Source organism: Halalkalicoccus sp. CGA53, from assembly GCF_036429475.1.
Classification (GTDB): Archaea; Halobacteriota; Halobacteria; order Halobacteriales; family Halalkalicoccaceae; genus Natronorarus; species Natronorarus salvus.
The window spans coordinates 776,506-801,538 of the sequence record NZ_CP144125.1; the positions used below are offsets into that span (position 1 = coordinate 776,506).

27 protein-coding genes are annotated in these 25,033 nt (G+C 68.0%); 9 read left to right on the forward strand and 18 right to left on the reverse strand.

Annotation, left to right across the window (positions count from 1 at the left end; genetic code table 11):
• Positions 1-583: 583 nt before the first annotated feature.
• Positions 584-838: a winged helix-turn-helix domain-containing protein gene (locus tag V2L32_RS05240; protein WP_331235421.1), complete on the forward strand. Its 255-nt coding sequence runs from the start codon at positions 584-586 to the stop codon at positions 836-838.
• A gap of 118 nt (positions 839-956) precedes the next feature.
• Positions 957-1,820 carry a DUF7351 domain-containing protein gene (locus V2L32_RS05245; protein WP_331235422.1) on the forward strand — a complete coding sequence of 288 codons (864 nt, stop codon included), beginning with the start codon at positions 957-959 and terminating at the stop codon, positions 1,818-1,820.
• Between the two features lie 70 nt (positions 1,821-1,890).
• Here the strand turns inward: V2L32_RS05245 and V2L32_RS05250 are convergent, their stop codons facing one another.
• Positions 1,891-2,082: a hypothetical protein gene (locus V2L32_RS05250; protein WP_331235423.1), complete on the reverse strand. Its 192-nt coding sequence runs from the start codon at positions 2,080-2,082 to the stop codon at positions 1,891-1,893.
• Between the two features lie 81 nt (positions 2,083-2,163).
• Between V2L32_RS05250 and V2L32_RS05255 the strand changes: the two genes are divergently transcribed.
• The 3 genes from V2L32_RS05255 to V2L32_RS05265 are packed head-to-tail and all read left to right on the forward strand — an operon-like array spanning position 2,164 to position 4,144.
• Positions 2,164-3,402: an outer membrane protein assembly factor BamB family protein gene (locus tag V2L32_RS05255; protein ID WP_331235424.1), complete on the forward strand. Its 1,239-nt coding sequence runs from the start codon at positions 2,164-2,166 to the stop codon at positions 3,400-3,402.
• Between the two features lie 55 nt (positions 3,403-3,457).
• Complete coding sequence (gene sufU / locus V2L32_RS05260) at positions 3,458-3,871, forward strand: Fe-S cluster assembly sulfur transfer protein SufU (RefSeq protein ID WP_331235425.1); 414 nt, start codon at positions 3,458-3,460, stop codon at positions 3,869-3,871.
• Positions 3,872-4,144 carry a hypothetical protein gene (locus tag V2L32_RS05265; protein WP_331235426.1) on the forward strand — a complete coding sequence of 91 codons (273 nt, stop codon included), beginning with the start codon at positions 3,872-3,874 and terminating at the stop codon, positions 4,142-4,144.
• A 7-nt stretch (positions 4,145-4,151) separates the two neighbouring features.
• Here the strand turns inward: V2L32_RS05265 and V2L32_RS05270 are convergent, their stop codons facing one another.
• From V2L32_RS05270 to V2L32_RS05290, 5 genes are all read right to left on the reverse strand, one after another.
• Positions 4,152-6,119 carry a DUF460 domain-containing protein gene (locus V2L32_RS05270; protein WP_331235427.1) on the reverse strand — a complete coding sequence of 656 codons (1,968 nt, stop codon included), beginning with the start codon at positions 6,117-6,119 and terminating at the stop codon, positions 4,152-4,154.
• A gap of 46 nt (positions 6,120-6,165) precedes the next feature.
• Positions 6,166-7,086 carry a ribonuclease Z gene (gene rnz, locus V2L32_RS05275; RefSeq protein WP_331235428.1) on the reverse strand — a complete coding sequence of 307 codons (921 nt, stop codon included), beginning with the start codon at positions 7,084-7,086 and terminating at the stop codon, positions 6,166-6,168.
• 81 nt (positions 7,087-7,167) lie between these two features.
• The gene (locus tag V2L32_RS05280; protein WP_331235429.1) at positions 7,168-7,641 is read right to left on the reverse strand and encodes an HTH domain-containing protein; all 474 of its coding nucleotides are present in this window, start codon (positions 7,639-7,641) and stop codon (positions 7,168-7,170) included.
• A 240-nt stretch (positions 7,642-7,881) separates the two neighbouring features.
• Positions 7,882-9,018, reverse strand: coding sequence for a citrate synthase (citZ, locus tag V2L32_RS05285; protein ID WP_331235430.1), 1,137 nt, complete (start codon positions 9,016-9,018; stop codon positions 7,882-7,884).
• Between the two features lie 32 nt (positions 9,019-9,050).
• On the reverse strand, positions 9,051-9,344 hold the full coding sequence (locus V2L32_RS05290; RefSeq protein ID WP_331235431.1) for a DUF7536 family protein: 294 nt from the start codon (positions 9,342-9,344) through the stop codon (positions 9,051-9,053).
• Positions 9,345-9,436: 92 nt separating this feature from the next.
• Between V2L32_RS05290 and V2L32_RS05295 the strand changes: the two genes are divergently transcribed.
• Together V2L32_RS05295 and V2L32_RS05300 are read left to right on the forward strand one after the other, a co-directional pair.
• Entirely contained in the window at positions 9,437-10,393 is a 957-nt protein-coding gene (locus V2L32_RS05295; protein WP_331235432.1) for a succinylglutamate desuccinylase/aspartoacylase family protein, read from the forward strand.
• Entirely contained in the window at positions 10,393-11,538 is a 1,146-nt protein-coding gene (locus V2L32_RS05300) for a pyridoxal-phosphate dependent enzyme (RefSeq protein ID WP_331235433.1), read from the forward strand. Before V2L32_RS05295 ends, V2L32_RS05300 begins: the two co-directional genes overlap by 1 nt.
• A gap of 1 nt (position 11,539) precedes the next feature.
• On the opposite strand, the gene V2L32_RS05305 is transcribed toward V2L32_RS05300, so the two are convergent.
• From V2L32_RS05305 to V2L32_RS05320, 4 genes are all read right to left on the reverse strand, one after another.
• Positions 11,540-12,373, reverse strand: a complete 834-nt coding sequence (locus V2L32_RS05305) for an ABC transporter permease (RefSeq protein WP_331235434.1) — start codon at positions 12,371-12,373, stop codon at positions 11,540-11,542.
• Positions 12,370-13,281: an ABC transporter ATP-binding protein gene (locus V2L32_RS05310; protein ID WP_331235435.1), complete on the reverse strand. Its 912-nt coding sequence runs from the start codon at positions 13,279-13,281 to the stop codon at positions 12,370-12,372. The genes V2L32_RS05305 and V2L32_RS05310 overlap by 4 nt, the downstream gene beginning before the upstream one ends.
• A 65-nt stretch (positions 13,282-13,346) precedes the next feature.
• The gene (locus tag V2L32_RS05315; RefSeq protein WP_331235436.1) at positions 13,347-13,553 is read right to left on the reverse strand and encodes a hypothetical protein; all 207 of its coding nucleotides are present in this window, start codon (positions 13,551-13,553) and stop codon (positions 13,347-13,349) included.
• A 38-nt stretch (positions 13,554-13,591) separates the two neighbouring features.
• Complete coding sequence (locus tag V2L32_RS05320) at positions 13,592-14,863, reverse strand: tRNA(Ile)(2)-agmatinylcytidine synthase (protein WP_331235437.1); 1,272 nt, start codon at positions 14,861-14,863, stop codon at positions 13,592-13,594.
• A gap of 180 nt (positions 14,864-15,043) precedes the next feature.
• Between V2L32_RS05320 and V2L32_RS05325 the strand changes: the two genes are divergently transcribed.
• Positions 15,044-16,015 (forward strand): transcriptional regulator, encoded by a 972-nt coding sequence (locus V2L32_RS05325; protein ID WP_331235438.1) that lies wholly within the window; start codon positions 15,044-15,046, stop codon positions 16,013-16,015.
• 249 nt (positions 16,016-16,264) lie between these two features.
• Here the strand turns inward: V2L32_RS05325 and V2L32_RS05330 are convergent, their stop codons facing one another.
• From V2L32_RS05330 to V2L32_RS05350, 5 genes are all read right to left on the reverse strand, one after another.
• Positions 16,265-17,611: an FAD-dependent oxidoreductase gene (locus V2L32_RS05330; RefSeq protein WP_331235439.1), complete on the reverse strand. Its 1,347-nt coding sequence runs from the start codon at positions 17,609-17,611 to the stop codon at positions 16,265-16,267.
• 350 nt (positions 17,612-17,961) lie between these two features.
• Positions 17,962-19,476 carry an NAD(P)H-dependent oxidoreductase gene (locus V2L32_RS05335; protein ID WP_331235440.1) on the reverse strand — a complete coding sequence of 505 codons (1,515 nt, stop codon included), beginning with the start codon at positions 19,474-19,476 and terminating at the stop codon, positions 17,962-17,964.
• Between the two features lie 103 nt (positions 19,477-19,579).
• Positions 19,580-19,828 (reverse strand): glutathione S-transferase N-terminal domain-containing protein, encoded by a 249-nt coding sequence (locus V2L32_RS05340; RefSeq protein WP_331235441.1) that lies wholly within the window; start codon positions 19,826-19,828, stop codon positions 19,580-19,582.
• Between the two features lie 42 nt (positions 19,829-19,870).
• Positions 19,871-21,337 carry an NCS2 family permease gene (locus V2L32_RS05345; RefSeq protein ID WP_331235442.1) on the reverse strand — a complete coding sequence of 489 codons (1,467 nt, stop codon included), beginning with the start codon at positions 21,335-21,337 and terminating at the stop codon, positions 19,871-19,873.
• Positions 21,338-21,605: 268 nt separating this feature from the next.
• A complete protein-coding gene (locus V2L32_RS05350; protein ID WP_331235443.1) occupies positions 21,606-21,779 on the reverse strand; it encodes a DUF1059 domain-containing protein in 174 nt (57 codons plus the stop codon).
• Between the two features lie 261 nt (positions 21,780-22,040).
• Here V2L32_RS05350 and V2L32_RS05355 point away from each other — a divergent pair, with 261 nt between their 5' ends.
• A complete protein-coding gene (locus tag V2L32_RS05355; protein WP_331235444.1) occupies positions 22,041-22,721 on the forward strand; it encodes a cysteine dioxygenase family protein in 681 nt (226 codons plus the stop codon).
• A gap of 11 nt (positions 22,722-22,732) precedes the next feature.
• Here the strand turns inward: V2L32_RS05355 and V2L32_RS05360 are convergent, their stop codons facing one another.
• From V2L32_RS05360 to V2L32_RS05370, 3 genes are all read right to left on the reverse strand, one after another.
• A complete protein-coding gene (locus V2L32_RS05360) occupies positions 22,733-23,449 on the reverse strand; it encodes a hypothetical protein (protein ID WP_331235445.1) in 717 nt (238 codons plus the stop codon).
• A 75-nt stretch (positions 23,450-23,524) separates the two neighbouring features.
• On the reverse strand, positions 23,525-24,076 hold the full coding sequence (pyrE, locus tag V2L32_RS05365) for an orotate phosphoribosyltransferase (protein WP_331235446.1): 552 nt from the start codon (positions 24,074-24,076) through the stop codon (positions 23,525-23,527).
• Between the two features lie 24 nt (positions 24,077-24,100).
• Positions 24,101-24,841 (reverse strand): helix-turn-helix domain-containing protein, encoded by a 741-nt coding sequence (locus V2L32_RS05370; protein WP_331235447.1) that lies wholly within the window; start codon positions 24,839-24,841, stop codon positions 24,101-24,103.
• Between the last annotated feature and the right edge of the window lie 192 nt (positions 24,842-25,033).

Consider the following 25,033-nt stretch of genomic DNA (forward strand, 5'->3'; position numbering starts at 1 on the left):
CCGACCAGGACGGTCCAACCGGCCGGTTCGACTCACGAAAGCGCCTCCTCTGGCCCGTCGGGAACGGTCAGGTAGACCCCGACGCCACCCTCGCCCGGCTCGTACGGGACGGTCGTCCCGTCGGGAGAGACGTAATCGTCGAGGCGGTGATTCCGCCGACCTCGTTCCCTCCCTCCGAGATGACCCGTAGCGGGTATCGTTCCCCGTCGTCGTCGCTATCTCGTACTCGATCACGGTTCCGTAGAACTCGACTGCTCGCTCGACCTCGGCCGATGGGATCCCGAACCATCCGATCGCGTCACTCATGGCGCTCTCCGGGGGGTCGTCCCCACACCGCGAGAGGAGCGCGACCGACCTAGAGCTGCGGCGAGCGGACCGAAACTGGACCATTCGGTGACCGACGACGACGTTCACTTTCGCTTCGCTTGGATCGTGGCTTTTAGTCCGGCCCGCCTCTCGTTCGCATGGTCGTCGTGAGTGTACGCTCCCGCCCTCCGGTCCCCGACTTCGACGGTGCGAGCGGGGTCCGGTGGCGAGTCGTGATCGATCCGGGATCGGTGTGTCGGTGATCACCGTCGGTTCCGTGTCCGAAGACGTCCCGCCCGAGGAGACGTACGCGCTGCTCGCGGACGGGACGCGCGTCGCGATCGTTCGGGCGCTCGGCGAGAGCGATGGACCCCGGTCGTTCACGGCGCTCAGGGAACGGGTCGGTGTCCGTGACAGCGGGCGGTTCAACTACCACCTCCAGCGACTCGTCGGGACGTTCGTCGAGCGAACCGAGTGCGGGTACGTCCTGACTGACGACGGGGAGCGGGTCGCCGAGTCGCTCGACGGCTGACTCCGGGGGTTTCGGGACGCCCGATACGTTCGACCGTCGCGGGTTCGTCGAGCGGACGGATGAGGGAGCGAGGCGGCCCGGCGAAGCGGTTATCAGGCGATCGTGTGTCTCGAGGAGTATGACCGATCAGGTGGCCGACGACCGCGACCTCTCGCCCGAGGCGGCGTTCGCCTTGCTCGGCGACGAGACACGGATCACCACGATCCGGGTCCTGGGCGACGCCGGCGGCGGGCCGCTCACCTTTTCGGAGCTCAGAGAGCGCGTCGGCGCCCGCGACTCGGGTCGGTTCAACTACCACCTCGGGAAGCTCGTCGGGACGTTCCTCAGACGGGTCGAAGGTGGCTACGAACTCACCTACGCCGGCCATCGGATCGTCGGCGCCATCCTCTCTGGCGAGTACACACAGCATGCGAGCGGCGAGACGTTCGTCATCGACTCGGCCTGCTACCGCTGCGGTGAGCCCCTCTCGGCGACGTACGAGGACGAACGCGTGACGATCCGCTGTCCGGACTGTGACGACCAGCGCGCCTCCTTCGGCTTCCCGCCCGGCGGGTTCGAGGGCCGGTCGATCGAGGAGCTGACGCGGGCGTTCGACGACTGGGTGATGGGCGTCCTCCGGATGATCTCCGCCGGGATCTGTTTCAACTGCGCGGGGAAGATGACGGGCACGCTCACCGACGAGTCGCCGTATCTCGACGACGACGAGGCCGTCGGCGTCGAGTTCACCTGCGATCGCTGTGGCGACAACGCGACGCTCTCGGTGAACTCGTTCCTGCTGTTCGAGCCCGCCGTCGTCGCCTTCCACTACGACCACGGGATCGACGTCGACGAGGTCGACACCTGGAACGTCTCGTTTCACGACGACGGTGTCGAGGTCCTCTCGGACGACCCCTGGCGCGTCCGATCGACCCTCTCGCTCGACAGCGACTCGCTCTCGATCCTCGTCGACGAGGAGCTCTCGGTGACCGTCGAGAGCCGATAGAACGGCGCTTCGGTTCGTCACCGAAGGGGTATCCCACCACTCGCGTCCGTCCCCGGGACGGGCCGAGAGGTCACCGCACGAGCAGCCAGGCGGCGACGACGAACGCGGCGATGCCCGCGACCATGACTAGTAGCCCGACGTCGGGGAGGCCGGCGAAGACGGCACTGGTCCCGACGGCGACGGCGAGGATCCCCCCGACGACGAGGCCGACGAACAGCCGCGCGCTCACGCCCGATCCCTCCTGCTTCGGCCGGTCGTCCATGGCTCGAGTACCGTGCTCGTGGATTTAGCGCTGTGGATCGACAACGAAACGCTCAATCGCCGCGCCCGAGAGGCCACCCGTATGACCGATCGCAGCGCGCGGACACGCCGGGGTCTCCTGCGAGGCGTCGGCACGCTCGCCCTCGTCGGCCTCGCGGGCTGTTCCGAGGACGACGAGGACGACCCGACGGAGACGCCCGCGGACGACGCCGAGCCCCCGGCGGACGACACCGACGCTGACGAGGGTGAGGCCGAAGGCGACGAGGATGAGGACGACGGCTCCGAGGACGGGGGCGAGGGAACGGGGGAGGCCTGGCCGATGTTCCGGTACGACGCCGCGAACACCGGCGTCGGGGACGGATCGGGACCGACCGGTGAGGGCTCCGACCTGTGGACGGTCGAGACGGGCGGCTCGGTCTACGGCTCGCCGACGATCGTCGACGGTGTGGTGTTCGTCGGGAGCTACGACGAGAGCCTCTACGCGATCGGTGTCGAGGAGGGCGATGTTCTCTGGGAGCTCGACCTCGGCGGGGACGTCTTCTCCTCACCGGCGGTGCTCGACGGGTTCGCCTACGTGGGCAGTTTCGACGGGAACCTCTACGTGGTCGACGTCGAGGCGGGTGAGATCGAGAGCCAGCGCTCGCTCGGCGACGCGGTCGGCGCCTCGCCCACCATCTCGGAGGGGACGATCTACGTCGGGACCGACTCGGGGGAGGTCCACGCGCTCGGTGCGAACGAGTGGACCGCCGAGACCGACGGGCCGGTCGTCGCCACGCCCGCCGTCGCGGACGGTCGCGTGTTCGTCGGGAGCTTCGGCGGGATCCTCTCGGCCCACGACGCCGAAACCGGCGAGGTCGAGTGGGCTCTCGACGACGGCTCGACGTTCGAGGCGACGCCGACCGTCTCGGACGGGGTCGTCTACGCCGGGACGGAGGACGGACGGTTCTACGCGCTCGCCGCCGACGACGGCGACCTGGTGTGGGGCGTCGAGGGTGGCGACTGGACCGCATCGGGTGCCGCGGCCTTCGACGGCGTCGTCTACGCCGGAAACGCGAACGGCGCGCTCGCCGCCTTCGACGCGACGGACGGGTCGGAGGTATGGACCGTCGACACCGGCGGGGCGGTCTGGTCGTCGCCGACGGTCGCCGACGGGGTCGTCTACGTCGCCAACCGGGAGGGGGCCGTCCTCGGATACGATGCCGGTGACGGCGAGGAGGTGTACGGGACGGGGATCGGCGAGGTCGTCTTCTCCTCGCCGACCCCGGTCGGCGGCCGGCTCTACGTCGGGACCGCCGACGGCGCGATCCACGCGCTCGAGTGACTGGATCCCCCGCTGCGGAACCCTTTTGCGCCGCCTGCCCGTAGCTCGCACAACTATGAGCATGGGCTCGGACATGTATCGCGAGCAGATCCTCGATCACTACAAGAACCCCCGCAACTACGGTGAACTCGAGGAACACACCTTCTCACACCTCGGCGAGAACCCGATGTGCGGCGACGAGATCGAGGTGTTCGTTCGCCTCGACGACGAGGACCGGATCGAGTACGCCTCGTTTCGCGGCGACGGCTGTGCGATCAGCCAGGCGAGCGCGAGCATGCTCACCTCCCACATCCGCGGAATGACGATGGCAGAGCTCCACGACCTCGACACCGACGATGTCCTCGACCTGCTGGGGATCGAGGTGACGCCGATGCGAGTGAAGTGTGCGGTGCTCGCCGAGAAGGTCGCCCAGGACGGCGCGGAGATCTACGAGGGCGAGCGCGAGGCCGAGAAGACGACGACCGAGTAGATGTCTCGGGACAGGGTCGCCGAACTCCTCTCGCACCTCGAAGCTACCGAGGAACTCCCACTCAGAGAGGAGGCAAACCGCTGGATCGGCGAGGCCGAGGCGGTCGCCGCCGACCTCGTGGACGCGCCGGACGACGTCGTCGGGAGACGGATCGAACACGTCTCCGAACTGCTCTCACACGTCGAGGAGACCGGTCACCCGGCGGCCGACGAGCACGTCGTCGACGCCAGGGCGCTCGCCGAACGGCTCTCGAACGAAGACGGTCCCGCCTAGTCCGACCCTACCCACCGTTCTCGACGCGGTGTTCGCTGATCAGTCGGTCGACCATCGCCGTGTTCTGCTCGCGCCGGCGTTCGGCCGCCCGCTCGTGCCAGTCCTCGATCACCGCCTCCACGTCACGTTCGCGGGCGACCGCGAGTTCGTCGACCTCCTGGATCCGCACCTCGCTCGCCGGTCCGACGGGGATCGAGTGCTCGAAGAGCACCTCCTCCGCGACGTCCGAGAGGCCGCCGTGTTTCAGTACGACCCGCGGCGCGGTCTCCGCGAGCCGTTCGGCGGTCTTCCTGCCGGCGCCGCTCGCGTCGCGGAGGAGGAGGACGTCGCCTTCGATCAGACCGTACTCCTCGTCGGCGTTCTCGATCGCGGCCAGCGTGAACTTCTCGATCGGCTTCACCGAGACGAGCCCCTGGCGCTTCTCGCTCACGTCCGCGAAGTTCGAGTGATCGAGCTTCCAGAGCTCCTTCAGCCGTTCGAGTTTCTCACTGAGCCCGTCGCGTTCCTCGCGAGCCTCGTCGCGTTCGTCCCTCAGGCGGTCGGCCTCGCGCTCCAAACGGCGCACCTCGCGGCGCTCTCGCGCCCGGCGGCGCTCGTCGCTCCGGGCGGCCTCGAGGTCGCTCTCTAGGGCATGAATCACCTCGTCGCGCTCGTCGATCGTCCCGCGGAGCTCCTCGGTGTGCGAGCGGAGCCGCTCGACCTGCCGCTCGAGGTCGCGGATCCGCCGCTCCTCCTCGCTGAGCTCGCGGGGGGTGTGTTCCGGCTCCTCCTCCTCCTCGGACTCCTCGTCCGAGAGCGACGTCAGCACCGCCTCGACCGACTCGCCGTCGCCGACGACCCGGGCGATCACCTCCTCGCGGTCGATCCGCGCGGGCACCTTCCGGGCGATCCGGGCGAACTGGTCGGCGCGGTCGTCGTGGGCGAACAGCGCCGCCGCGAGCGCGTCGCGCTCGTGGTCGTTGTCGTAGCTCTCCTCGCGGGTGCGGTGCAGTTTCCTGTCGACCGCGAGGTCGCGCTCGGGCGTCCAGCCCGCGGCGTCGAAGCTCCGCCGGAACGACTCTACGGTTCCCGGCATCGGCGTGACGTCGGCCGCGATCAGGAACGGGCGACCCCGCTGGATCAGCCACTCGATCACCTCCGCGGTGTCCGCCGTGCGCGTACTCCAGACATCGAGCACCTCGCCGTCGATGCCGACGACCGCCACCGCCGTCGTGGTCCCCGGGTCGATCCCGACGATCACGTAGTCCCGTCGCTTCGCCAGCGAGTGGAACTCGATGCCGTCGGTGCGCTCGCGTTCGATCTCGACCCGGATGTCGCCCACTCGCGTCGCGGAGAACGGGATCTCGTCGGGCGTCGCCTCGACGGTGAAGACGGCGTTCGCGTAGCCGCCGTACTTCTCGGTTACCTCGACCTCGTACTCGAGGGCCTCGCCGTCCAGCGTCGACTCGATCTCGCGCGCCCTGCGTCTGACCGCACCGTGGATCCGCCGCGTAAAGCGGTCCGCGCTCCAGCCGCCCTTCCCGGTCGACCGTCCCCGCGAGACCTTCACCCGGGTCGTGTTCGTGAAGGCCGTCACCTCCGAGCCGACGTTGCTCGCGGCGAGGCGGGCGGCCGCCTCCGCCTCCTCCATCGGCTCTTTCCCGTAGGGGATGCCGTGACGGGAGGCCACTCTCGAGAGCGGTTCGGGACGCTCCGCGCCCGTCACCTGGACGAGCGTCGTCTCAGCCGGTAGATCGCGGAGGAACCCGACGAGGGCGTCCTTGTCGGCGGCGAGTTCGTAGACGTTGTCGGTCGCGACGATCGCCGGCCCCTCTCGCTCGATCAGCCGTCTGAGCTTCCGGTAGGAGACGACGTCCCGATCCGTGTTCTCCCCGTCGAAGGCGACGACGGCGTAAGAGGGCGCGTCGCCGCGGATGTTCCCGCTGTGGACGTCCACGCCGAAGATCACCCTGTCGAGGGCTCGCAGCGTGCTCACGGCTCCACTAGCGTCCCTCGAAACAAATACCCCACGGCAGTCGGTGTCACTCGGGGTAGGGCACGTCGATCCGCTGGCCGTCCTCGGCGACGAACGCCCCCTCGAACACGTCCACTGCCTCGGTCGCGAGCGCGGAGACGTTCCCGGCGTAGCGCGAGGAGACGTGCGTGAGCGCGAGCCGCTTCGCACCCGCCCGCTCCGCGACCTCCGCCGCCTCCCTCGCCGTGGCGTGGCCCGTCTCGCGCGCCCTCGTCGCCGCCTCCTCGACGAACGTCGCGTCGTGGATCAGCAGGTCGGCGTCCCGGGCGGCCTCGACCACCGTCTCCGCCGGTCTGGTGTCGCCGGTGTAGACCAGCCGCCGGCCGGGCCGTGGCGGGCCGACGATCTCGCCAGGTTCGACGAGCGTACCGTCCTCCAGCTCGACCGTCTCGCCCTCGTGCAGCCGGGAGAAGAGCGGTCCCTCCGGGACGCCGAGTTCCTCCGCGCGCTCGCGGTCGAACCGTCCCTTCCGATCGTCCTCGACCAGCGCGTAACCCACCGACCGGGTACGGTGGTCCGTTTCGAAGGTCCGGACGTCGTAGCCCTCGCCGGAGAACGCGGTCTCGCCCGCCCGTACCTCGTGGATGTCGACCCGGAACGAGGGTCCGTCGTCGATCGCGGTCAGGAGCGTCCGGACGCGACCTCCGGTCCCTGCAGGCGTGGTGATCGACAGCGGGGCGGTCCGTTCGTTGAACGCCATCGTCTGACAGAGCCCCGGGAGACCGAGGACGTGATCGCCGTGGACGTGTGTGAGGAAGATCGCCGAGATCGAGAAGCCGGTCCCGAATCGCATCATCTGTCGCTGTGTCCCCTCGGCAACATCGAATAGGAACTCCTCGCCCTCGCGGTTGACGTGGACCGAACTCGGGTTCCGCCCCGCGGTCGGCACCGCCCCACTCGTCCCGAGGAACGTCACGCGGAGGGTCATCGCAGGTGATGAGCGGGGGCGACGTAAACGGGCTTCGCTTTCCGGTCCGTTCTCCCCCCGTTCGTGGGCGATCGAGGCCGATCAGGCCCCTGCGGCGACCAGGTCCGACGCGCTGTGCCGGTCGACCTCGTCGAGGCCGTCGGCGACCGTCCGCGTCGATCCGTCGCGGTGGGGGTAGACCGCGGTCAGCCTCTCCCCCTCGTACACCGCGAGACAGACCATCGGGAGGCGGATCACGTCGTGGGTCTCCTCGGAGACGAGCGAGCAGACTTGGCCCCGCGAGAACGCCGGCTCGAGCGAACAGTCCCGGCGCTCGGCCCACCGCTCGAACCGCTCGACCGTCTCACAGAGGTGTTTCCCGGCCGGATAGGTTGGGTCGCACGCGATCGCGTCACCCCAGAGTTCGACCTCGTAGGCGTCGAGTGTACCTTCCTCGACGAACCGATCGAGCCGCGAGAGGTGCTCTCTCGTCTCGTCGATCACCGACGGGGCGAGCGACCGAAGGTAGACGACGGCGTGCGTCCGCGACCGTTCCGTAGCGTGCGTTGTAATCATGATCCACCAGTACCACGACACCGATTTCGATCCGGCGACCCGTGACCCTGTTGGGGGCTGTATGATTAATAATGATAAAAACCGATCGGTTCTGGCAAGCCCCTCCCGGGATTCGTCACGGGGAGGAGGGGAGACCGACCGCCTCCTCCGGTCGTCGTGCGCTCGCTCTACGGATGGAAGACGATGTAGGGGTCGGACTGGCGTCGGAGCGGCGTCGCGGATAGGGGAACGGTTTGCCGGCTACCGCTCGTCGAGCGGGACGAACTCCAAGTCGCGCTCACCGACGTATCGGGATCGGGGGCGCATGATCCGGTTGTCCTCGTACTGTTCCGCGATGTGGGCGACCCAGCCGCCGACGCGCGAGACGGCGAAGATCGGTGTGAAGAGGTCGATCGGGATCCCCATCTGGTAGTAGGTCGTCGCGGAGTAGAAGTCGACGTTCGGGGCGATGCCCTTCTCCTCGGTCATGAACTCCTCGACGGCGATGCTGTAGTCGTACCACTTCATCTCGCCGGCAGCTTCGGCGAGGTCTTCGGACATCTCGCCGAGGATGTACGCTCGGGGGTCTTTCACGTTGTAGACGCGGTGGCCGAAGCCGGGGATGCGTCGGCCCTCGTCGAGGGCCTTTTTCGCCCAGTCGGTGGGCTCCTTGCTGCTCTCGTCGACCTCCAGGAGCATCTCCATCACGTCCTGGTTCGCCCCGCCGTGGAGCGGGCCGGCGAGCGTCCCGATCGCCGACGTCGTCGCGGCGTGGACGTCCGAGAGCGTGCTCGCGGTGACCATCCCGGAGAACGTCGAGGCGTTCAGCCCGTGGTCCGCGTGGAGGACGAGCGCCGCGTCGAGCGTCTCCGCGAGGACGTCGTCGGGCTCCTCGCCGTTGAGCATCGTGAGGAAGCTCGCGGCGTGAGTCAGGTCCTCTCGTGGCTCGACCGGCTCCTCGCCTTCGCGGTAGCGGTGGAAGGCAGCGAGGATCGTGGGCAGCTTCGCGGTGATCCGACGGCCCTTCGCGAGCGTCGCCTCCCGGTCCGTGGGATCGGTCTCTCCCGCCGGATCGGTCGCCGCGAGCTGGGAGACGACCGTCCGGATCGCGGCCATCGGCTCGGCGTCCTGCTCGGCGAGTTCCCGGGCGGTGTCGAGGATCCCGTCGTCGACCGCCCGCTCTGCGACCATCTCGTCGGCGAACGCGTCGAGCTCCTCGCGGGTCGGGAGCTCCCCGTGCCAGAGCAGGTAGAGCACCTCCTCGTAGCTCGCGTGGCGCGCGAGGTCCTCGATGGCGTACCCGCGGTAGACGAGCTCCCCCTCGTCCCCGTCGATGAAGCTGAGTTCGGACTCGGCGACGAGCACTCCCTCGAGACCTCGTTTCAGGTCGTCGGTCATGACCGGAGCTTTCGTACCCGCCTGAATAAGGATTACCGTTGCGGCGTCTCGTTCGCCGAGCGGGTGTAGCGGATCGCCGAACGTATCGTGAGGACGATGGCGACGAGCGAGCCGACGGTCACCGCGAGGACGAACGCGAGCGCGGCGAAGAGCAGCGGCGAGGTCTCGGCGGTCGGCGAGAGCGGCTGGACGAGGAAGACGCGGTAGACGTAGAGCACGAGCGAGAAGACGACGCCGATAGCGAGTCCGACCGCGAAGTGTCGCGGGGCGTCGAGTTCGACCAGCACGGCGCCGAGTGACGGGCGCTCCGGAACGTCGTCGGTCATACGTGGAGAGAGGGGTCGGCCCCTCAAAATCGCGTCGAAGCCCGGCGGGCGGACCGAACCGCTCAAGGGTGTGGACGGGCCGTCTAGCGGTAATGACAGCACTCGGAACGGCGCGGGCCGATCCCGGGGAGGTAGGGGTCGGACGGCTCGTCGTCGGCGAGACGCGCGACGGGGCCGAGTTCGGCCTCCCGGTCGCGGTGATCAACGGTGCGGACGACGGGAAGACGCTCTACGTGCAGGCGGCGAGCGACGGCGACGAACTGAACGGCGTCGGCGTCGTGAGCCGGTTCGTCCCGCAGATCGATCCGACCGAGCTCTCGGGAACGATCCTCCTCGTCGGCATCGTCAACTACCACGGCTTCCAGGTCGCGGAACACCGGAACCCGATCGACGACACGAAGACCAACCGGACGTACCCCGGCGACGAGAACGGCACCTCCTCAGAACGGATCGCGCACGCGACGTTCTCGGCCGCGAAACGCGCGGACTACGTCCTCGACCTCCACCAGGGCTCGACCAGCCGGATGCTGAACGAGGTCCGTGTGCGCTGTGGCCGCCGCCACCGGCTCCACGAGGAGTGTCTGGAACTCGCGACGGTCTTCGGCTGTGGCTACGTCCTCGACCAGAAGGGACCGGACGGCCAGCTCGCCCGGGTCGCCCCCGACGAGGGGATTCCCACGGTCGACCCGGAACTCGGGGGCTGCGTCGGCTGGGACGAGGAGTCGATCGAACTCGGCGTACAGGGGATCTTCAACGTGCTCACCCACTACGGCTTTCTCGAGGGCGAGATCACACAGAACCCCCAGACGCGAGCGACGGGCTTCGACCAGCACGGCTCGCCGGTCGGCGGGCTGGTTCACTGGCAGCGGGAACTCGGCGACCGCGTGAGCCCCGGTGACCCGCTCTTTACGGTTTCGGACGTCTTCGGCACCGAGAAGGAGACGATCACCGCCGATTCTGCCGGAATCCTCTGGCGCTCGCGGCGGCTGCCGCAGGTAGCCACCGGGGAGTACGTCTGCTCGGTCGCAACCGGCGTGGACACCTGCTAATGAGCGGGAGAGGAGTCGCGGACCTCGTCTGCTCTGTCTGTTCCCGGACGTTCCCCGCGAGCCCCGACGAACCCTGGCGCTGTTCGTGCGGCGGACCGCTCGAACTCGCGGCGAACGATACCGTCCCCGGCAAACCACCGCGGAACCCCGACCGTGACGCCGGTCTCTGGACGTTTTCGGACCTCGTTTCGACCCCTCACCGGACGACACTCGGCGAGGGGTGGACGCCGCTGATCGAGGCTCCCGAGTGGGACTGCTCGTTCAAACTGGAGTACGTCTTCCCGACCGGGAGCTTCAAGGATCGGGGGGCGGCGACGACCCTCTCCCGGGCGGCGGCGCTCGGCGTCGAGCGCGTCGTCGAGGACTCCTCGGGCAACGCGGGCGCTGCGATCGCCACCTACGCCGCCCGGGCGGGAATCGACACGGCGATCTACGTCCCCGCCGATGTGAAGGAGTCGAAACTGACGGCGATCGAGCGTGCCGGTGCCCGGGCGGTCCGGGTCGAGGGGTCGCGGGCGGACGTCACGGAGGCGTGTCTCGAAGCGGTAGAAGGGGCGGAACCACGCTCCGCCGAGACGAGGAGCGGGCGGAGCCCGCGACGGGAGAGTGACGCCTGGTACGCGAGCCACGCGTGGAACCCCGCGTTCTTCGACGGGACCCAGACCGTCGCGTTCGAGGTCTGCGCCCAGCGGGACTGGGAGGCCCCCGACGCGTTCGTGAGCCCGCTCGGCCACGGGACGCTCTTTCTGGGCGCGTATCGCGGGTTCCGTGCGCTCTTCGAGGCGGGATGGATCGACCGGATACCGAGACTGCTCGGCGCACAGGCGGCCGGCTACGCCCCGATCGCGGAGACGCTCCACGGCGAAAGCGAGGGCCGGAACGAGGCCGCCGACGGCATCCAGATCGAAGCGCCGGTTCGGAGAGACCAGATTCTCGCGGCGATCGAAGGGACCGGTGGCGACGCCATCGCGCTCTCCGAGGAGGCGGTGAGGACCGAACTCGATCGGCTGCACCGAAACGGGTTCTACACCGAGCCGACCTGTGCGGTCGCGCCCGCGGCGCTCTCTCTGTACCGAGAGCGAGGCGTGATCGAACCGGACGACGACGTGGTCGTGGCGCTCACCGGGAGCGGGCTGAAGACGTAGTTCACAGGTCGCTTCGTTCGAAGATGAGCAGGCCGACCCCGAGCGGGACGACGATCCAGAGCAGCAGGACGAACGCGCCGAAGGTGGGCGAGAGGAACACCGAGAGTTCGCCCGCCGCCTCGAAGCCGGCCTCGCTGGGGAGGAGCGCGGAGCCGACGAGGCCGTAGGCGCTCCCGGGTGGGATCGCACTGAAGAGCGCGTACCACCCGGGGATCGGCTCTCCCGTCATGTCCAGACTGTCCGTCGCGTAGAGCAGCGCGAGGCCGACGAAGTCCCAGAGGATCCAGAACAGGAGCAGGAGTCCGAAACCGACGATCCCTGCCCGGGTCGGCGAGCGCGTCACCGAGGAGCAGCCGACGCCGATCGAGACCCAGACCAGCCCGAGCAGTACCGTCACGAGCGTGAACCCGAGGTAGGCCGCGGGATCGAACGAGCCGATCAACGCGACGATCGCGACGATGCCGACGCCGAAGCCGACGAGGATCGCGACCGAGACGACGCCGGTTCGACCGAGCACCTTCCCGAGGACGACGTCCCGGCGGGCGTGTGGCAGTCCGAGGAGGTACTTCACGCTCCCCGACTCGCGCTCGCCCACGATCGACCGGTAGCTGACGACGAGCGAGATCAGCGGGACGAGGACGCTCGCGGGCGTCTGGAGCGCGAGGATCACCCCGATGATCCCGGCCTCCTCGCCGAGACCGAACAGTTCGCCGACCTGTGAGACGAGCACGGCCCCACCGAGCGTGAACAGCGAGAAGACGGCGATCAGCACGAGCAGGAGCCTCGAACGGACGGCGTCGCGGAACTCCTTCTTCGCGACGACGGTGACGCTCATGCGCTCGCCTCCCCGGTGTAGGTCGCGAACACCTCGTCGAGCGACGCCTCCGAGAGCGAGAAGTCCTTGACGCGCGCGCCCTCGCGCTCGACGGTCCGGAACACCTCGGGCTTGGCGTCGCTCGCACAGGTGACGACCAGCGAGGAGTTCTCCATCGCGACGGTCGAGACGCCGGAGAGCGCCTCGACCGGTCCGACGATCGCTTCGCTCGGCTCGTCGAGGTGGAGCCGGAACGTCTCCTCGGTCCGCAGGGCGTCCCTGAGCGCGTCGATCGAGTCCTCCGCGACGAGTTCGCCGCCCCGGAGGATCCCCACCCGGTCGCAGACCGCCTCGACCTGTCCGAGGATGTGAGACGAGAAGAAGACGGTCGCCCCGCACCCGGCCTCCTCGCGAACGATCTCGCGCATCTCACGCGCGCCGTTCGGGTCGAGCCCAGTCGAGGGCTCGTCGAGGACGAGGAGGTCGGGTTCGCCGACGAGCGCGCTCGCGAGGCCGAGTCGCTGGGTCATCCCCTTCGAGTAGCCGCCCACCTTCCGGTCGAGCGCGTCAGGGACCCCGACCCGTTCCGCGAGTTCGTCGGGATCGTCGTCGGCTACTTTCGACTCGATGGAGAACTCGAGGTGCTGGCGACCGGTCAGCCGGTCGTAGAGGTCGAATCCCTCGGGCAGGACGCCGGTGCGCTCGCGGATCGCGATGCTCTCGCTCCCGGCGTCCATCCCGAGGACGGTGATCTCCCCCGCCGTGGGTCGGGAGAAGTCGAGCAGCGTGTCGATCGTCGTCGTCTTGCCCGGGCCGTTCGGCCCCAGGAAGCCGTAGACCTCGCCCGAGCGGACCGCGAGGTCGAGATCCGAGAGCGCGACGGTGTCGTCGAAGCGTTTCGTCACCCCCTGGAGTTCGATCGCTGTCATCGCACGACCCTTCGGTGATCCGATACATAAACCCCGAAGCCGGGTTTCCGGCCCCGAGAATCGGCTCACGGACCGGCATCGAGCGCCATTCCGTAGCGAACCACGACGAGGCCGGCGAACGCGCCGACGAACAGCACGAGCCCCACCGTGACTGGCGAGAGTCCCTCGGTCCCGGGAATCTCGCGGGCGGTGACGAGCCAGGTCCCGAGGAGGGCTATCGCGAGCGAGAGGACGCCCGAGAGCGCGAGGTCCGCGGTGTCCGGCGCTTCCATGTGCGGCCGTCACCCTCGCCGGTCGAAAGCCCGTCGGTTCACCGTTCGGGGTGGACCTGCGCGTCGAACCCACCCCTGACGAGCGGTTTCGCGACGTGTCTCCGTGCGGTGGGCGGCACCTCGTACCAGCCGATCTCGAGATCGCGGTCGACCTCCACCCGTTCCTTCCCGGGCGCACTCGTCCGACACTCCCGGCACCGGTAGCCCTGGTCACGGCCCGCGCTCTCCATCGACCGGCCGCAGTCCGGACAGCGCGGATTTCGGCACCTGAACCGGTTCAGCCCCCGCGACGCGAACTTCTCGAGTTTGAGGGTCCCACCGGAGACCTCCCCGCAGACGGCGAGTCGGTCGCCCGGACGGAGCGCGCGGACCCGGTCGCGAAAGCGCTTCGTGGGTTCGAACGCCGCACATCGGATCTCGGTCTCGCCGTCGTCCGACTCGAGCGTGAAGAAGACGTGGCCGCCCGCGCGCGTCTCCGGGTCGCTCGCGACGGTACCGGAGCTCCGGTAGCAGTAGCCCGATTCGAGGCCCGAGAGCGGCGCCTCGCGGAGGTGGGCGTCGGTGCCCTGGTTCGTCACGAACGTCTCCGCCCGTTCGACGGCCTCGCTCTCGATCAGTTCCGCGACTTCCAGTACGGCATCGGTGTCGTCCCCACGGATCCCGTAGAGCACCGGACAGGGCGTGTTCGGCACGCAAACGACGTCACCCGTCGCCCTGTCGACTGTGTCCCAGACGCGCGGGTAGGACGCGTCGGCCGCCGCGAAGACCGACTCCGGATCGACCTCGCGATCGGTTCCCCACCGCTCGCGCTCGCGATAGACGATCCGTTCGTAGGTCGGGTCGGGGAGCGGCCAGGAGCCGACGGCCGCGAGCGAACCGATCAGTCCCCGGCCGTTCTCCCATCCTCTGAACCGGTACCCGTGAGCGGAGCAGAGGACCCGCGCCTCTTCCCTACCCAGGTGATCGGTGACCGCCCGGTGGGCGAACTCCGCGACCGGCTCCGGAACCGCGTCGGAACCGTGGGATGTTACGACCAAGCCGGGATTCGTCTTCGGGTCGTCGACGATCGCGTACTCGCCGATCAGTCCCTCCGCAAGCGAGAACGCCCTCTCTGGGTCGCAGTCGGTGTGGAGCGCCACCGCGGCGTTCCCCCGTGTCTTGTGCGGGACCGCCGGGTTACATCGGACGAGGAGGAGTCGGTCGACGGTCGCACCCTCGGCTCGCAGCGCGTCGGCGAGCAGCGCGCCGAGGTAGGTCGTACACATCCCCCCCGTTCTGGAGTCGGTGTCGTCGATCCCGACGACGGTCATCACGCTGGCTACTCGTCGCGAGCCCGTACCGGTTTCGCCTGGGCAGCGTGACCCCTCGTAGCGTGTTATGTACACCCTGTACGCGAGGTAAATTCCCACGGAGGACCCTGACAGAATCGCCAGAGGGCGTCCATTCGGCGTGCAAAACACCTATATGTACCGAACGACTTATGTAGCAGTATGTCACGATCCGCGCTGGTCGGCAACGTGATCGCGATGCTCCGCGACGCGGGCTTCGCCGTGAGCGACCGGTGTGCGATCCGACCCAAGAGCTTCGACGTCGCGGCGCGGCGCGGCGAGGACCTCGTCCTCTTGAAGATTCTCGGCAACATCGACGGCCTCGACGCCGAAACGGGCGTCGAGATGCGCCGCCTCGGCGAGTACCTCGGCGCGACGCCGTTCGTCATCGGGCTCCGGACCCGCGACGAGGAGCTGAAACCGGGCGTCGTCTACTTCCGTCACGGCGTTCCGGTACTGAGCCCCGACACCGTCTACGACCTCGTCATCGAGGAGGTGCCGCCGCTGATCTACGCCGCCCCCGGCGGGCTCTACGTCAACATCGACGAGGAGATCCTCGCGGACGAGCGCCGCCAGCAGAACATGAGCCTGGGCCAGCTCGCGAGCGAACTCGGCGTCTCCCGACGAACCGTCTCGAAGTACGAGGACGGCATGAACGCCTCCATCGAGGTCGCGATGCGTCTGGAGGAGCTGTTCGACGCCCCCCTCACGAGCCCCGTCGACGTACTCGCCGGGGCGGGCGAGGTCCGAGAGTCCGAACCGACGCCCGGCGCGCTCTCGGTCGATCCGGACGACGAACACATCGTCACCGTGCTCACCCGCGCGGGGTTCACCGTCCACCCGACCGCACGCGCGCCGTTCAAGGCGGTGAGCGAGGACGCCGACGAAGACGACGAGAACGTCCTCACCGGCCACTCCCAACTCTCGAAGACCGCCCAGAAACGGGCGCGCATCATGGCTTCTATTGGAAAAGTGACGCTCACCCGCTCGGTCTACTTCGTCGACGAGACTCCCAAAGAGGAGGTCGAAGGAACCGCGTTCATCGAGTGCGCGGAGGCCGAGAGCCTCTCCGACGCGGACGAACTGAAGGAGCTGATCCACGAGCGGACCGACCCGCCCGAAGAGGTCGCGTAGGTCGGGTTCGAGACGTCGCGGTCTTCGGTACGGCTCACCGATCCAGCCGGGAGTTCGTCCCTCGAGCTCGACCGTCTTCGACGGATACGTGCGGCCACGGCAGTCGTCGTTACGGACTGCTGTACCGGTATACCGCTCGGACCGAGCGGCGGGGACCGGTCTGACCGGTACGGACTACAGCAGTCCGTAGTGGGGATCTCCTCGGAGGTCGAGCGCCGACAGAAAGACGGTAGCAGGATCGGATTCGGCTCAACGACCCGGTTTGAGTACTCGCCACGCGATCCCCGGACGAAACAGCGAGGTTGGCCGGTTCTCCATCGTGACGACGCGATTGAAGGATTCGGCCAGGCTTCCGTCGGTCTGGGCCTTACGATGCAGTCTGGCGACGTACCCGTTCACGAGGTCCGTCCCGAACGGTTTGGGACCGGTCGTCCGTTGGAACTGGAAGTCGGAGCCGACCGCGAGCCTCCACGCGTCGTCGACGACGTCTGCGGCACGCTCGAAGAACCCGAGTGCGACCTCGTCACTGCGCTCGGTCGCCAGCGTGTGGTGTAGCTGGAGAGCCTCGAGCGCGGCCACGGTCATGCCCTGGCCGTAGATCGGATTGAAGCTGGCGATCGCGTCACCGACGACGACCAGACCCACGGGGAACCGGTCGAGGTCCTCGTAGCGGCGTCTGACGTTCGCCGGGAACGGGTAGTGCGCGATCTCCTCCGAGACCAGCGCGTGCTCCTCGAGGAGGCGTTCTATATCGGGGATCGGGAGACTGGCTGCGTACTCGACGAACCCCTCCGGATCCGTCGGCGGCCGGTCGCCGTGGACGCCGACCAGCGTCAGCAGCCGCCGTCCGTGTTCGATCGGAAACGTTCCACAGCCCCGCGTTCGCGGCGGGTTCGGCATCAGGAAGAACGACCGGCGGCTCTCGGCGGGTCGTTCGATGACGGCCGTGCTGTACGCCAGGTCGATGTACACCTCGTCGGTCGTGGGCGAGGGAAAGCCGTGTCTCTCGAGCCAGGCAGGCGTCCGGGAGGTTCGTCCGGTGGCGTCGACGACCAGCTCGGCCTCGATCTCCCGTTCGCCACCCCCGGTTCGGACGATCACCCCCTCGACGGTCGTACCCTCGTCGACGAGGTAGTCGACGAACTGACACTCGTCCCGTATCGTGACACGATCGAGTGCGGCGACCCGTCGTCGGGTGATTCGCTCGAACAGCGGCCGACTCGCACAGTACATCGGCATCCGGGTCGGCCCGTCCGCGAGGAAGTCCCCCTCCTCGTATATTGCCAGGTCGCTGGCGAGGTCGATCACCAGCGCGCCGGCCCCGATCACCTCCTCGCCGTAGCCGGGAAAGATGTCCTCTAGCGTCGCCTGTCCTGCCGTCTGCATCACGTGGATGTGGCGTGCCTGGGGGGTCCCCGGACGGGCGACCGCGTCCTCCGGAAGTGGGTCTCGTTCGACGAGTGTGACCGTTTCGAACCGATCGACCAGCACACGGGTCGCGACCAGTCCGGCCATGCTCGCCCCGACGACCACCGCGTGCCCACCCCTCTCGGCGATCCGATCGGGATCGTATCGGGAAACGGTTGCCAGGGCCATCCGTCGACCTCTCGACTCTCCCTCGAGCCGAGAGTAAATAACGCTACTCCGTGACACTCGCCCAGGGTGCGACGTCTCGTCAGCCGGTGACCCCGCTCCGCCCCGTCCTCGACAGGACGGCTCCGACGGACTCCCCGGACCGACTCGACCACGCCGCACTGCGTCGCCGATCGGTGGAGACGGCTCCCGACTCAGGGGGCCACCAGGGTCCCGCGTTCCGCGACGTGCCCGCACTCCGGACAGGCCTCGTAGCCCTGAACGATCGCCAGCCTCGTCTCGCAGTCGGGACAGTCCATAGCACCCCTCTGCTTTCGACGATTCATAAGTGTATATACGACGATCGACGAAGGTCAGAGGAGCGCGACGAGCGGTGCGAGCGCGAACCAGGTGAGATAGCTCAGCGCAGCGATCATGGGGCCGTCGATGCGACGCGGCTCGTCCGGTACACGGAGCTCGAGCAGCCAGGCGAGCCCGAGCGCGTGCGGGACCGAGAGGAGGACCAGGGCGTTGTAGGCACCCGGTACGAGCTCCGAGACGTACAGGGCGACCCCCGCGAGGGAGGCGAGGAGCGCCGTCACCTGTGCGAACCGAACCCCCCCATCGATGCCGAATCGGACGGCGATCGTCCGTTTTCCGGCCGCCCGGTCCGCGTCGTGGTCGGGGATCGCGGAGAGGGTGATCGAGGGGAGGATCGCGAGGAGATAGGGCAGGCCGACCAGCCACGGCAGCGGATCGAGCGGATCGCCGCCCAGAACGACGAACCCGGGGAGCAGGACGCCGAGGCTGTGCGTGACGGCGACGTCGAGTTCGCCGAGGGTGCGGTAGGAGAGTTTCAGCGGGGCGAGCGTGTAGCCGAGCGCGAGGACGGCGAGGAGGAGCATCGAGCCGGCCATCACGGGGAGCGGACCGGTGCCGGTCGCCAGCACGCCGATCCCCGAGAGCCCGGCGAGGGAAAGCGCGATGAGGATCCCGATCTCGATCTGACGGAAGCCGAGCGCGCCGTCGACGAGCACCTGGGAGCCGCCGGTGAACGGCCCGGCGAAGGTGTTCCTCCTGTCCGTCTCGTAGTCGGCGTACTCGTTGCTCAGGACGGTCGCGGCCTCGAGGAAGAAGAGAAAGGAGAGCCCGAGCCAGTAGGCGAGCGAGGTGAACGCGTCGGAACCGACGGCCCCGAGCGCGCCGATCGTGTACGCCACCCAGGCCATCGGGTAGAACTGGAGTCTGAGCGCCCGGAGCCACGCGGAGACCGAGTAGCGGATCCGCGACCACCGGGTGTCGGGACCGCCCGCGAGCGATCGGCCGAGCGCCTCGGCCTCCGCCAGCCACCCTGCGCGTTCCTCCGGCTCGGACCCCTCGACGGGTCCGAGATGTGTCACCCGGGTCGTCCGTATCCCGGCGAAGTCGAGCGTCGCACCCTTCACCGCGTTCGTCCCCGGCTGGCGCTGGATCAGCCGGTAGACCAGCGGCGGGACGTCCATCGTCACGAGGAGTTCCGCGGTCTTCTCCGAGAGCAGTTCCTCGTGGCCCGCGCCTTCGCCCTCGTCGTAGAACGAGAAGGCGAAGCCGGGGGCGAAGGTCCGGTCGAAGAAGCCCTTGAGCAGTGCTGGCATCGTCCCCCACCAGTTCGGGTAGACGAAGACGAGGTGGTCCGCCCACTCGATCTCCCTCCTCGCCGCCGCTACGTCCGGTTCGGTGTGCTGGTCGGTCGGTTCTTCGGTTCTGACGTTCGGGTCGAACTCCAGATCTGTGACGGCGAGCGAGCGGACGTTCACCCCCGTCTCGGCCGCCCCGCGCTCGTAGGCCCGGGCGAGCGCGCCGCAGAGACTCTCGCGTCGCGGGTGACCGAGAACGATCAGGACGTTCACGCACGCTCGCTCGTCGCCCTCCGGGTTCGGTGTTCGACCTGCACCTGCCGCTCTGGGCTCGGCCGCTACGCGCTCTCGCGAGGGATCGGAGACGGCCGAGGGGTTAGTTCCCGTACGTCTCGTCGAGGTAGGCGACGATGTCGGCGCTCTCGGACATCCCGTCGACCCCGTTCGCGCGATCGACGAGGACGGGGACCTCGGTCTGGCCCGTGATCTCTTTCACCTCGGTCCGGTCGGCGTGCGAGCGGGGCACCTCGTGGCTCTCGTACTCGAGTCCGAGCTCGTCGAGTTTCGTCTTCACCGTCGCACAGAACGGACAGCCCGGCAGTTCGTACAGTTCGAGTTCGCTCATTCGCGAGCGAGTAGTGCGCCGAGCGGCAAAACGGCCGTGGTATCAGCCGAGCATGCCGCTGGTCGTGACGTAGAAGTAGCCGACGAGCGCGAGCGCGGTCACCCACTGGCCGAGACGGACCTCCCGGCCCTCGCCAGTCGCGAGTTTGATCAGCGGGTAGGCGATGATCCCCGCCGCGAGTCCGTTCGCGATCGAGGCCGTGAGCGGCATCACGGTGATCGTGAGTCCCGCCGAGACCGCCCAGGCGGGGTCGCCCCAGTCGATGTCCAGCACCCCCTGGAGCATGATGATCCCGACGACGACGAGCGCGATGTAGGAGGCGTAGGTGGGGATGGCAGCGACGAGCGGGACGGCGACGAGGGAGACGGCGAAGAGGAGGGCGACGACGAGCGCGGTCAGCCCGGTCCGGCCTCCCTCCTCGATCCCCGTCGAGGACTCGATGTACGTCGTCACCGTGGAGGTGCCGACCATCGCGCCGAACGTCGTCCCGACGGCGTCTGCCATCAACGGCTTCTCCATCTCCGGGAGGTCGCCCTCCTCGTCGAGGAAGCCGCCGAACTGGGAGACGCCGATCAGCGTCCCTGCGGTGTCGAAGAAGTCGACGAAGAAGAACGTGAAGACGACGAGCGCGAACGTGAACGCGTCGGCCTGTGAGAGCCCCTCGACGAACGCGCCCGCCAGCGGCGTGATGTCGTACTGCGGCGAGAGGACGGTCTCGAAGCTCAGCTGGCCGGTCTCCTCGTCGACGAGCGCCGCGGGTCCCAGGACCGCCTCGTCGACGACGTTCGCCAGGATCAGCGCCCAGCCGGCGAGCGTGGTGGTGAGAATGCCGATGATGAGCGAGCCGGTGATCCCGCGCGCCCAGAGCATGAGCGTGAGCACGAGCCCAGCGAGGCCCAGCAGGGCGACCGGGTTCTGGGCGATCATCCCGAGCTCGACGAGCGTGCCCTCGGGGTAGGGGACGACCACCTCCATCTCCTGCAACCCGAGGAAGAGCAGGAAGACGCCGATGCCGGCGCCGACGGAGAACTTCACCGGCTCGGGAAACAGCTCGATGACGTACTCCCGCACCCCGAGCGCGGTGATCGCGATGAAGATCACCCCCTCGACGAACACCGCCGCGAGCGCGACCTGCCAGGGGATACCCATCGCGAGGACGACGGTGAACGCGAAGAAGGCGTTGAGCCCCATCCCCGGCGCGAGACCGAACGGGCGACGGGCATAGAGCGCCATCACGAGCGTCGCGACCACGCTCGCGAGGATCGTCGCGATGGCGAGCATCTGAAACACCTCGCCCGCGGTGTACGTCGCCCCGTCGATGGTCGTCTCGGGGTTCAGCCCGCCGTCCTCGCCGAACCCGACGATCGCCCCCAGCAGGATCGAGGGGTTGACGACGATGATGTACGCCATCGCGAGGAACGTCGTCGTCCCCGCGATCACCTCCGTCCTGATCGAACTCCCCTCCCCGCGTACCCCGAAGAACTCGTCCAGCCTGTCAGCGGCGCCCATGTTGCACGTTCAAGCATACTCAGCATTCGCTACTTAACGATTTCCGTCGAGAGATCGCCGGGTGATGCACATATGTGCGTATTGTGGGTGCCCACGTCCCCCGTGCGAACCGCTCCGGCCGAACGGTGGCTCTCGTGGCGTCCGTAACGGACGTACTACTCCTGGAGGATGTGTGGCGACCGAGGAGGACTTCACCGTACGCTCACCCAGCGCGTCCTGGATGGAATTCGAGGGGACGACGGTGTGATCACCCGCCGTCGTCGGGTCTCTACACGACCTGCAGGTGTTCCTCCCGAAGCTCCTCGTTCGTCAACTCCCGCCCGTGGACCTCCTTCATGTGGTTCTTCGCCAGTTCGATCGCCTCCGATTCGTTCTCCGATTGGACGATGAACCGACACTCGTCCGATACCGCCTCACAGTCGAGTTTGTGTGCTCGTGCCATCGTGGTTCGACCCCCATTCCCGTTCGGGACGCGATCACATAGAGTCATCCCGTGCACCGTTCCCACCGTCTGAACGGGAAACGATGCTCCTCCTCCCGGGTACTCCGTGTCCGCGGATCGTGACCCCGTCCGGGGAGGGTACCGGCTGCGAGGGATCCGGGTACGGGGTCGCCGTGGAGCCGCCCGGGACGGACCGCCGATCCCGCCGGACGTGGAGTCGAACCCGATGAGCCTATAGGGTGTGCTAACGGAGATCACCCCATGGTCGACGCAGAAGAGGAGTACTACCTCGACAACGATCGGCTCCGACGGTTCATCGAACGGGTAAAACGGACCGCGGACGAGCACGAGGAGGTCCCGTCGCTGCTCTCGGCGCTGCACGAACCGTTCGAGGAGCTGCTCGAGGAGGACGACTGGCTGCCGGAACTGTATCGTGACCTGCCGCCGGAGGACTACGACAACAAGAGCGAGATGGGTGGGGAGATCGCGCAGTGGCTACTCTACCGGCAGGAGGGGAAGCTGTCGCTCTCGAGCCTCGTCGTCCCACCGGGTGTCGAGACACCCGTCCACGACCACCTCGCCTGGGGACTCGTGGGGCTCTGTCAGGGCACCCAGGAGGAGACCTTCTTCCGGCGCGTCGATTCCTCCGGACACGACGAGGGCGAGGCCGAACTCGAACTCGTCGAGCGCCAGCAGGCCGGTCCCGGCGACTTCTACGAGCTGATCCCGCCGGAAGGCGACATCCACTCGGTCAAGACCACCTCGGAGGTGCCGAGCGTGAGCCTCCACCTGCTGGGCGCCGACATCGGCTGCATCCCCAGACACGCCTTCGACCCCGACGCGGACCTCGTGAAGCTGTTCCAGTCGGGGTACACGAACGTCGAGTGCGACGACGCGCTGGAGGGCGACGCCAACGCCCACACGCACGATCAGCTCCACTGACCGCCGGAGATCTATCGCTCCATCTCGACCAGGGCAGCCACCGGCGCGTCGATTCGTTCTCGCGCTCGACCGAGACCCTCGTCGCCGACGGCGATCAGCGCGAAGACGCCACGGACCTCCGTCCCCGCCTCCTCGGCGATGTCGAGCAGCAGCTCCTGGGTCTCGCCGGAGCGGATCAGGTCGTCCACGACGAGGACGCTTTCACCCACCGAGAGCGCCGACGCCGGGAGGTAGTAGGTGAGTTCGATCCCGGAGTCGAGACGCGCTCTCGCCTCGACGAACCGCTCGACGGCGGTCTCCTTCGACTTCTTCGCGTAGACACAGCGGGCGTCGGTCGCGCCCGCTATCGCCGCAGCGAGCGTGATGCCGTCGGTCGCCGCCGTGAGCACGGCGTCCGGACGGTCGAAGCCGAACGCCGTCGTGACGACCGGGGCGATCGAGGCGAGAAAGGGCTGGTCGAACACGACGCCCGAGTTGTCGACGTACCCCTCCTCGTCGCGCTCGATCCGCGCCTCGAGCTCCCGGGTCACCGCCTCCCTCCCGACGCCCTCGACCACCCGTCGGGCGCGCTCGGCTCCGGGGAGGACGTGGCCGTTGACGTACCGGTTCAGGTCGCCGGCGGGCAGGCCGGTGAGCTCCGCGAGTTCGTCGTACGTCCGGGTGCGTTTGAGGCTCCCGAGCACCGAGACGGCCTGCAACTGCACCGTTGCCTTCTGGGCCCTGTTCATGTCCTCATCGTTTACTACACGGATATGTGCGTACCGATCGAAAACCTCCGCCGAGTATCCACGACGATGGGTTACTCACCGGGCTGCGGACTCGCGACCCGCCTCGTCTGCGAGCAGTTCCGAGGCGGTGACGAGCGCCTCGAGGTCGACGTCGTAGCCAGCGAGCGTCGACCGTGCGCCCTCCTCGCGGTCGACGACGACGAGCACGCGGTTCACGATCGCACCGGCCTCGCGCAGCGCGCTCACGGCATCGGCGGCGCTCTGGCCCGTCGTCGCGATGTCCTCGAGTACGACAACCTCCTCGCCCTCCTCTAATCGGCCTTCGATCAGGTTTCCGGTCCCGTACTCCTTCTTCTGTTTCCGGGCGATCACGTACGGGAGGCCGGTCTCGACGCTCGTCACCGCGACGAGCGGAACGGCGCCCAGCGCGACACCCGCGAGCTTCGGCTCCCGGATCCGGCCGGCGAAGGCGCGTGCGATCAGTTCCAGACACCGTGGATCGGTCTCGAAGAGGTACTTGTCGACGTAGTACTCGCTCGTGCCGCCGTGTGAGAGCTCGAACTCGCCGAAGCGCACCGACTCGGCCTCGCGAAGCGCGGCGATGAGTTCGCCTGTCTCGCCTGCCATGCCCGAGGGTGGACGGTGAGTGACCTAAACCTCCCGTTCGCCGCTACGACCCCCCACCTCGTCCTCGTGGTCGATCTCGACCGACTTCGCCTCGAGCATCTGCGTGACGATCCGGCCGTGTGCCCGCCGGAGTCGTTCCGAGAGCGACTGGTGTGAGACGTCCATCTCCTCGGCGATCTCGACGAGCGTCACGCCGCGGGGGATCTCGTAGTAGCCGAGTTCGAGCGCCCGTTTGACCGTCTCGGTCTGGACGTCGGTCATGCGACAGGGGTTCTCCGCCGAGATCTCGGCCGGGGTGAGCTTGTCCAGCAGGAGCCGGACGTCGATCCGGTCACAGGAGTCGGCCGTCCGCGAGAGCCCCTCCCGATCGGGGAACATCACCGTGACGTGCCACGCCCCCTGCGAGGTCGACGCCCGAAGCGGGGTCCCCCCGTTCTCCAGCAGGAGGTCGATCGCCGGTGGCCGTCCCGACCACCTGACGAGATAGAGATGAGACTCCTCGGAACTGAGCTGCCGATCGTAGCCATCCACCGACGGGTCCGCCTCGAACGCCGCCTCGAGCGCCCGGACGTCGTCGGTGAGGACGTGGAGCTGAGACGTGAGACCCGCTCCCTCGACGGCGAGCGACGGCTTCAGGTCGAACTCCACGCCGTCGAGACGGTCGAGCGTCTCCTCCAGCACGACGACGTCGGCCGGAAAGATCACCTTCGCGAGCACCGCGTCGGTCGCGGCCACCTCGCCGCCTGTCGTCTCTGTTACTGCCATGATCCATCCACCGGGCGAGACTACGGATCGCGGAGCCTTACTTAATTATCACGTAACAGATTTATAAAATACGATTTACATGAAACTGAGACAGGTTCCGCCACACCGTCCGTCTACCTGTTACGATCCGGGTGACAGCGCTCGTAGATATAAACCGAGTACTTTCGTTCGTCGAGCCGTCAGGTCGAACGC

What these genes read in the sequence shown, in the direction of transcription:
- V2L32_RS05245 (WP_331235422.1), top strand. Translation starts at nt 957, where the DNA reads ATGACCGATCAGGTGGCCGACGACCGCGACCTCTCGCCCGAGGCGGCG.
- V2L32_RS05250 (WP_331235423.1), bottom strand. Translation starts at nt 2,082, where the DNA reads ATGGACGACCGGCCGAAGCAGGAGGGATCGGGCGTGAGCGCGCGGCTG.
- V2L32_RS05255 (WP_331235424.1), top strand. Translation starts at nt 2,164, where the DNA reads ATGACCGATCGCAGCGCGCGGACACGCCGGGGTCTCCTGCGAGGCGTC.
- sufU (WP_331235425.1), top strand. Translation starts at nt 3,458, where the DNA reads ATGAGCATGGGCTCGGACATGTATCGCGAGCAGATCCTCGATCACTAC.
- V2L32_RS05265 (WP_331235426.1), top strand. Translation starts at nt 3,872, where the DNA reads ATGTCTCGGGACAGGGTCGCCGAACTCCTCTCGCACCTCGAAGCTACC.
- rnz (WP_331235428.1), bottom strand. Translation starts at nt 7,086, where the DNA reads ATGACCCTCCGCGTGACGTTCCTCGGGACGAGTGGGGCGGTGCCGACC.
- V2L32_RS05280 (WP_331235429.1), bottom strand. Translation starts at nt 7,641, where the DNA reads ATGATTACAACGCACGCTACGGAACGGTCGCGGACGCACGCCGTCGTC.
- citZ (WP_331235430.1), bottom strand. Translation starts at nt 9,018, where the DNA reads ATGACCGACGACCTGAAACGAGGTCTCGAGGGAGTGCTCGTCGCCGAG.
- V2L32_RS05290 (WP_331235431.1), bottom strand. Translation starts at nt 9,344, where the DNA reads ATGACCGACGACGTTCCGGAGCGCCCGTCACTCGGCGCCGTGCTGGTC.
- V2L32_RS05295 (WP_331235432.1), top strand. Translation starts at nt 9,437, where the DNA reads ATGACAGCACTCGGAACGGCGCGGGCCGATCCCGGGGAGGTAGGGGTC.
- V2L32_RS05300 (WP_331235433.1), top strand. Translation starts at nt 10,393, where the DNA reads ATGAGCGGGAGAGGAGTCGCGGACCTCGTCTGCTCTGTCTGTTCCCGG.
- V2L32_RS05305 (WP_331235434.1), bottom strand. Translation starts at nt 12,373, where the DNA reads ATGAGCGTCACCGTCGTCGCGAAGAAGGAGTTCCGCGACGCCGTCCGT.
- V2L32_RS05310 (WP_331235435.1), bottom strand. Translation starts at nt 13,281, where the DNA reads ATGACAGCGATCGAACTCCAGGGGGTGACGAAACGCTTCGACGACACC.
- V2L32_RS05315 (WP_331235436.1), bottom strand. Translation starts at nt 13,553, where the DNA reads ATGGAAGCGCCGGACACCGCGGACCTCGCGCTCTCGGGCGTCCTCTCG.
- V2L32_RS05320 (WP_331235437.1), bottom strand. Translation starts at nt 14,863, where the DNA reads ATGACCGTCGTCGGGATCGACGACACCGACTCCAGAACGGGGGGGATG.
- V2L32_RS05325 (WP_331235438.1), top strand. Translation starts at nt 15,044, where the DNA reads ATGTCACGATCCGCGCTGGTCGGCAACGTGATCGCGATGCTCCGCGAC.
- V2L32_RS05330 (WP_331235439.1), bottom strand. Translation starts at nt 17,611, where the DNA reads ATGGCCCTGGCAACCGTTTCCCGATACGATCCCGATCGGATCGCCGAG.
- V2L32_RS05340 (WP_331235441.1), bottom strand. Translation starts at nt 19,828, where the DNA reads ATGAGCGAACTCGAACTGTACGAACTGCCGGGCTGTCCGTTCTGTGCG.
- V2L32_RS05345 (WP_331235442.1), bottom strand. Translation starts at nt 21,337, where the DNA reads ATGGGCGCCGCTGACAGGCTGGACGAGTTCTTCGGGGTACGCGGGGAG.
- V2L32_RS05350 (WP_331235443.1), bottom strand. Translation starts at nt 21,779, where the DNA reads ATGGCACGAGCACACAAACTCGACTGTGAGGCGGTATCGGACGAGTGT.
- V2L32_RS05355 (WP_331235444.1), top strand. Translation starts at nt 22,041, where the DNA reads ATGGTCGACGCAGAAGAGGAGTACTACCTCGACAACGATCGGCTCCGA.
- V2L32_RS05360 (WP_331235445.1), bottom strand. Translation starts at nt 23,449, where the DNA reads ATGAACAGGGCCCAGAAGGCAACGGTGCAGTTGCAGGCCGTCTCGGTG.
- pyrE (WP_331235446.1), bottom strand. Translation starts at nt 24,076, where the DNA reads ATGGCAGGCGAGACAGGCGAACTCATCGCCGCGCTTCGCGAGGCCGAG.
- V2L32_RS05370 (WP_331235447.1), bottom strand. Translation starts at nt 24,841, where the DNA reads ATGGCAGTAACAGAGACGACAGGCGGCGAGGTGGCCGCGACCGACGCG.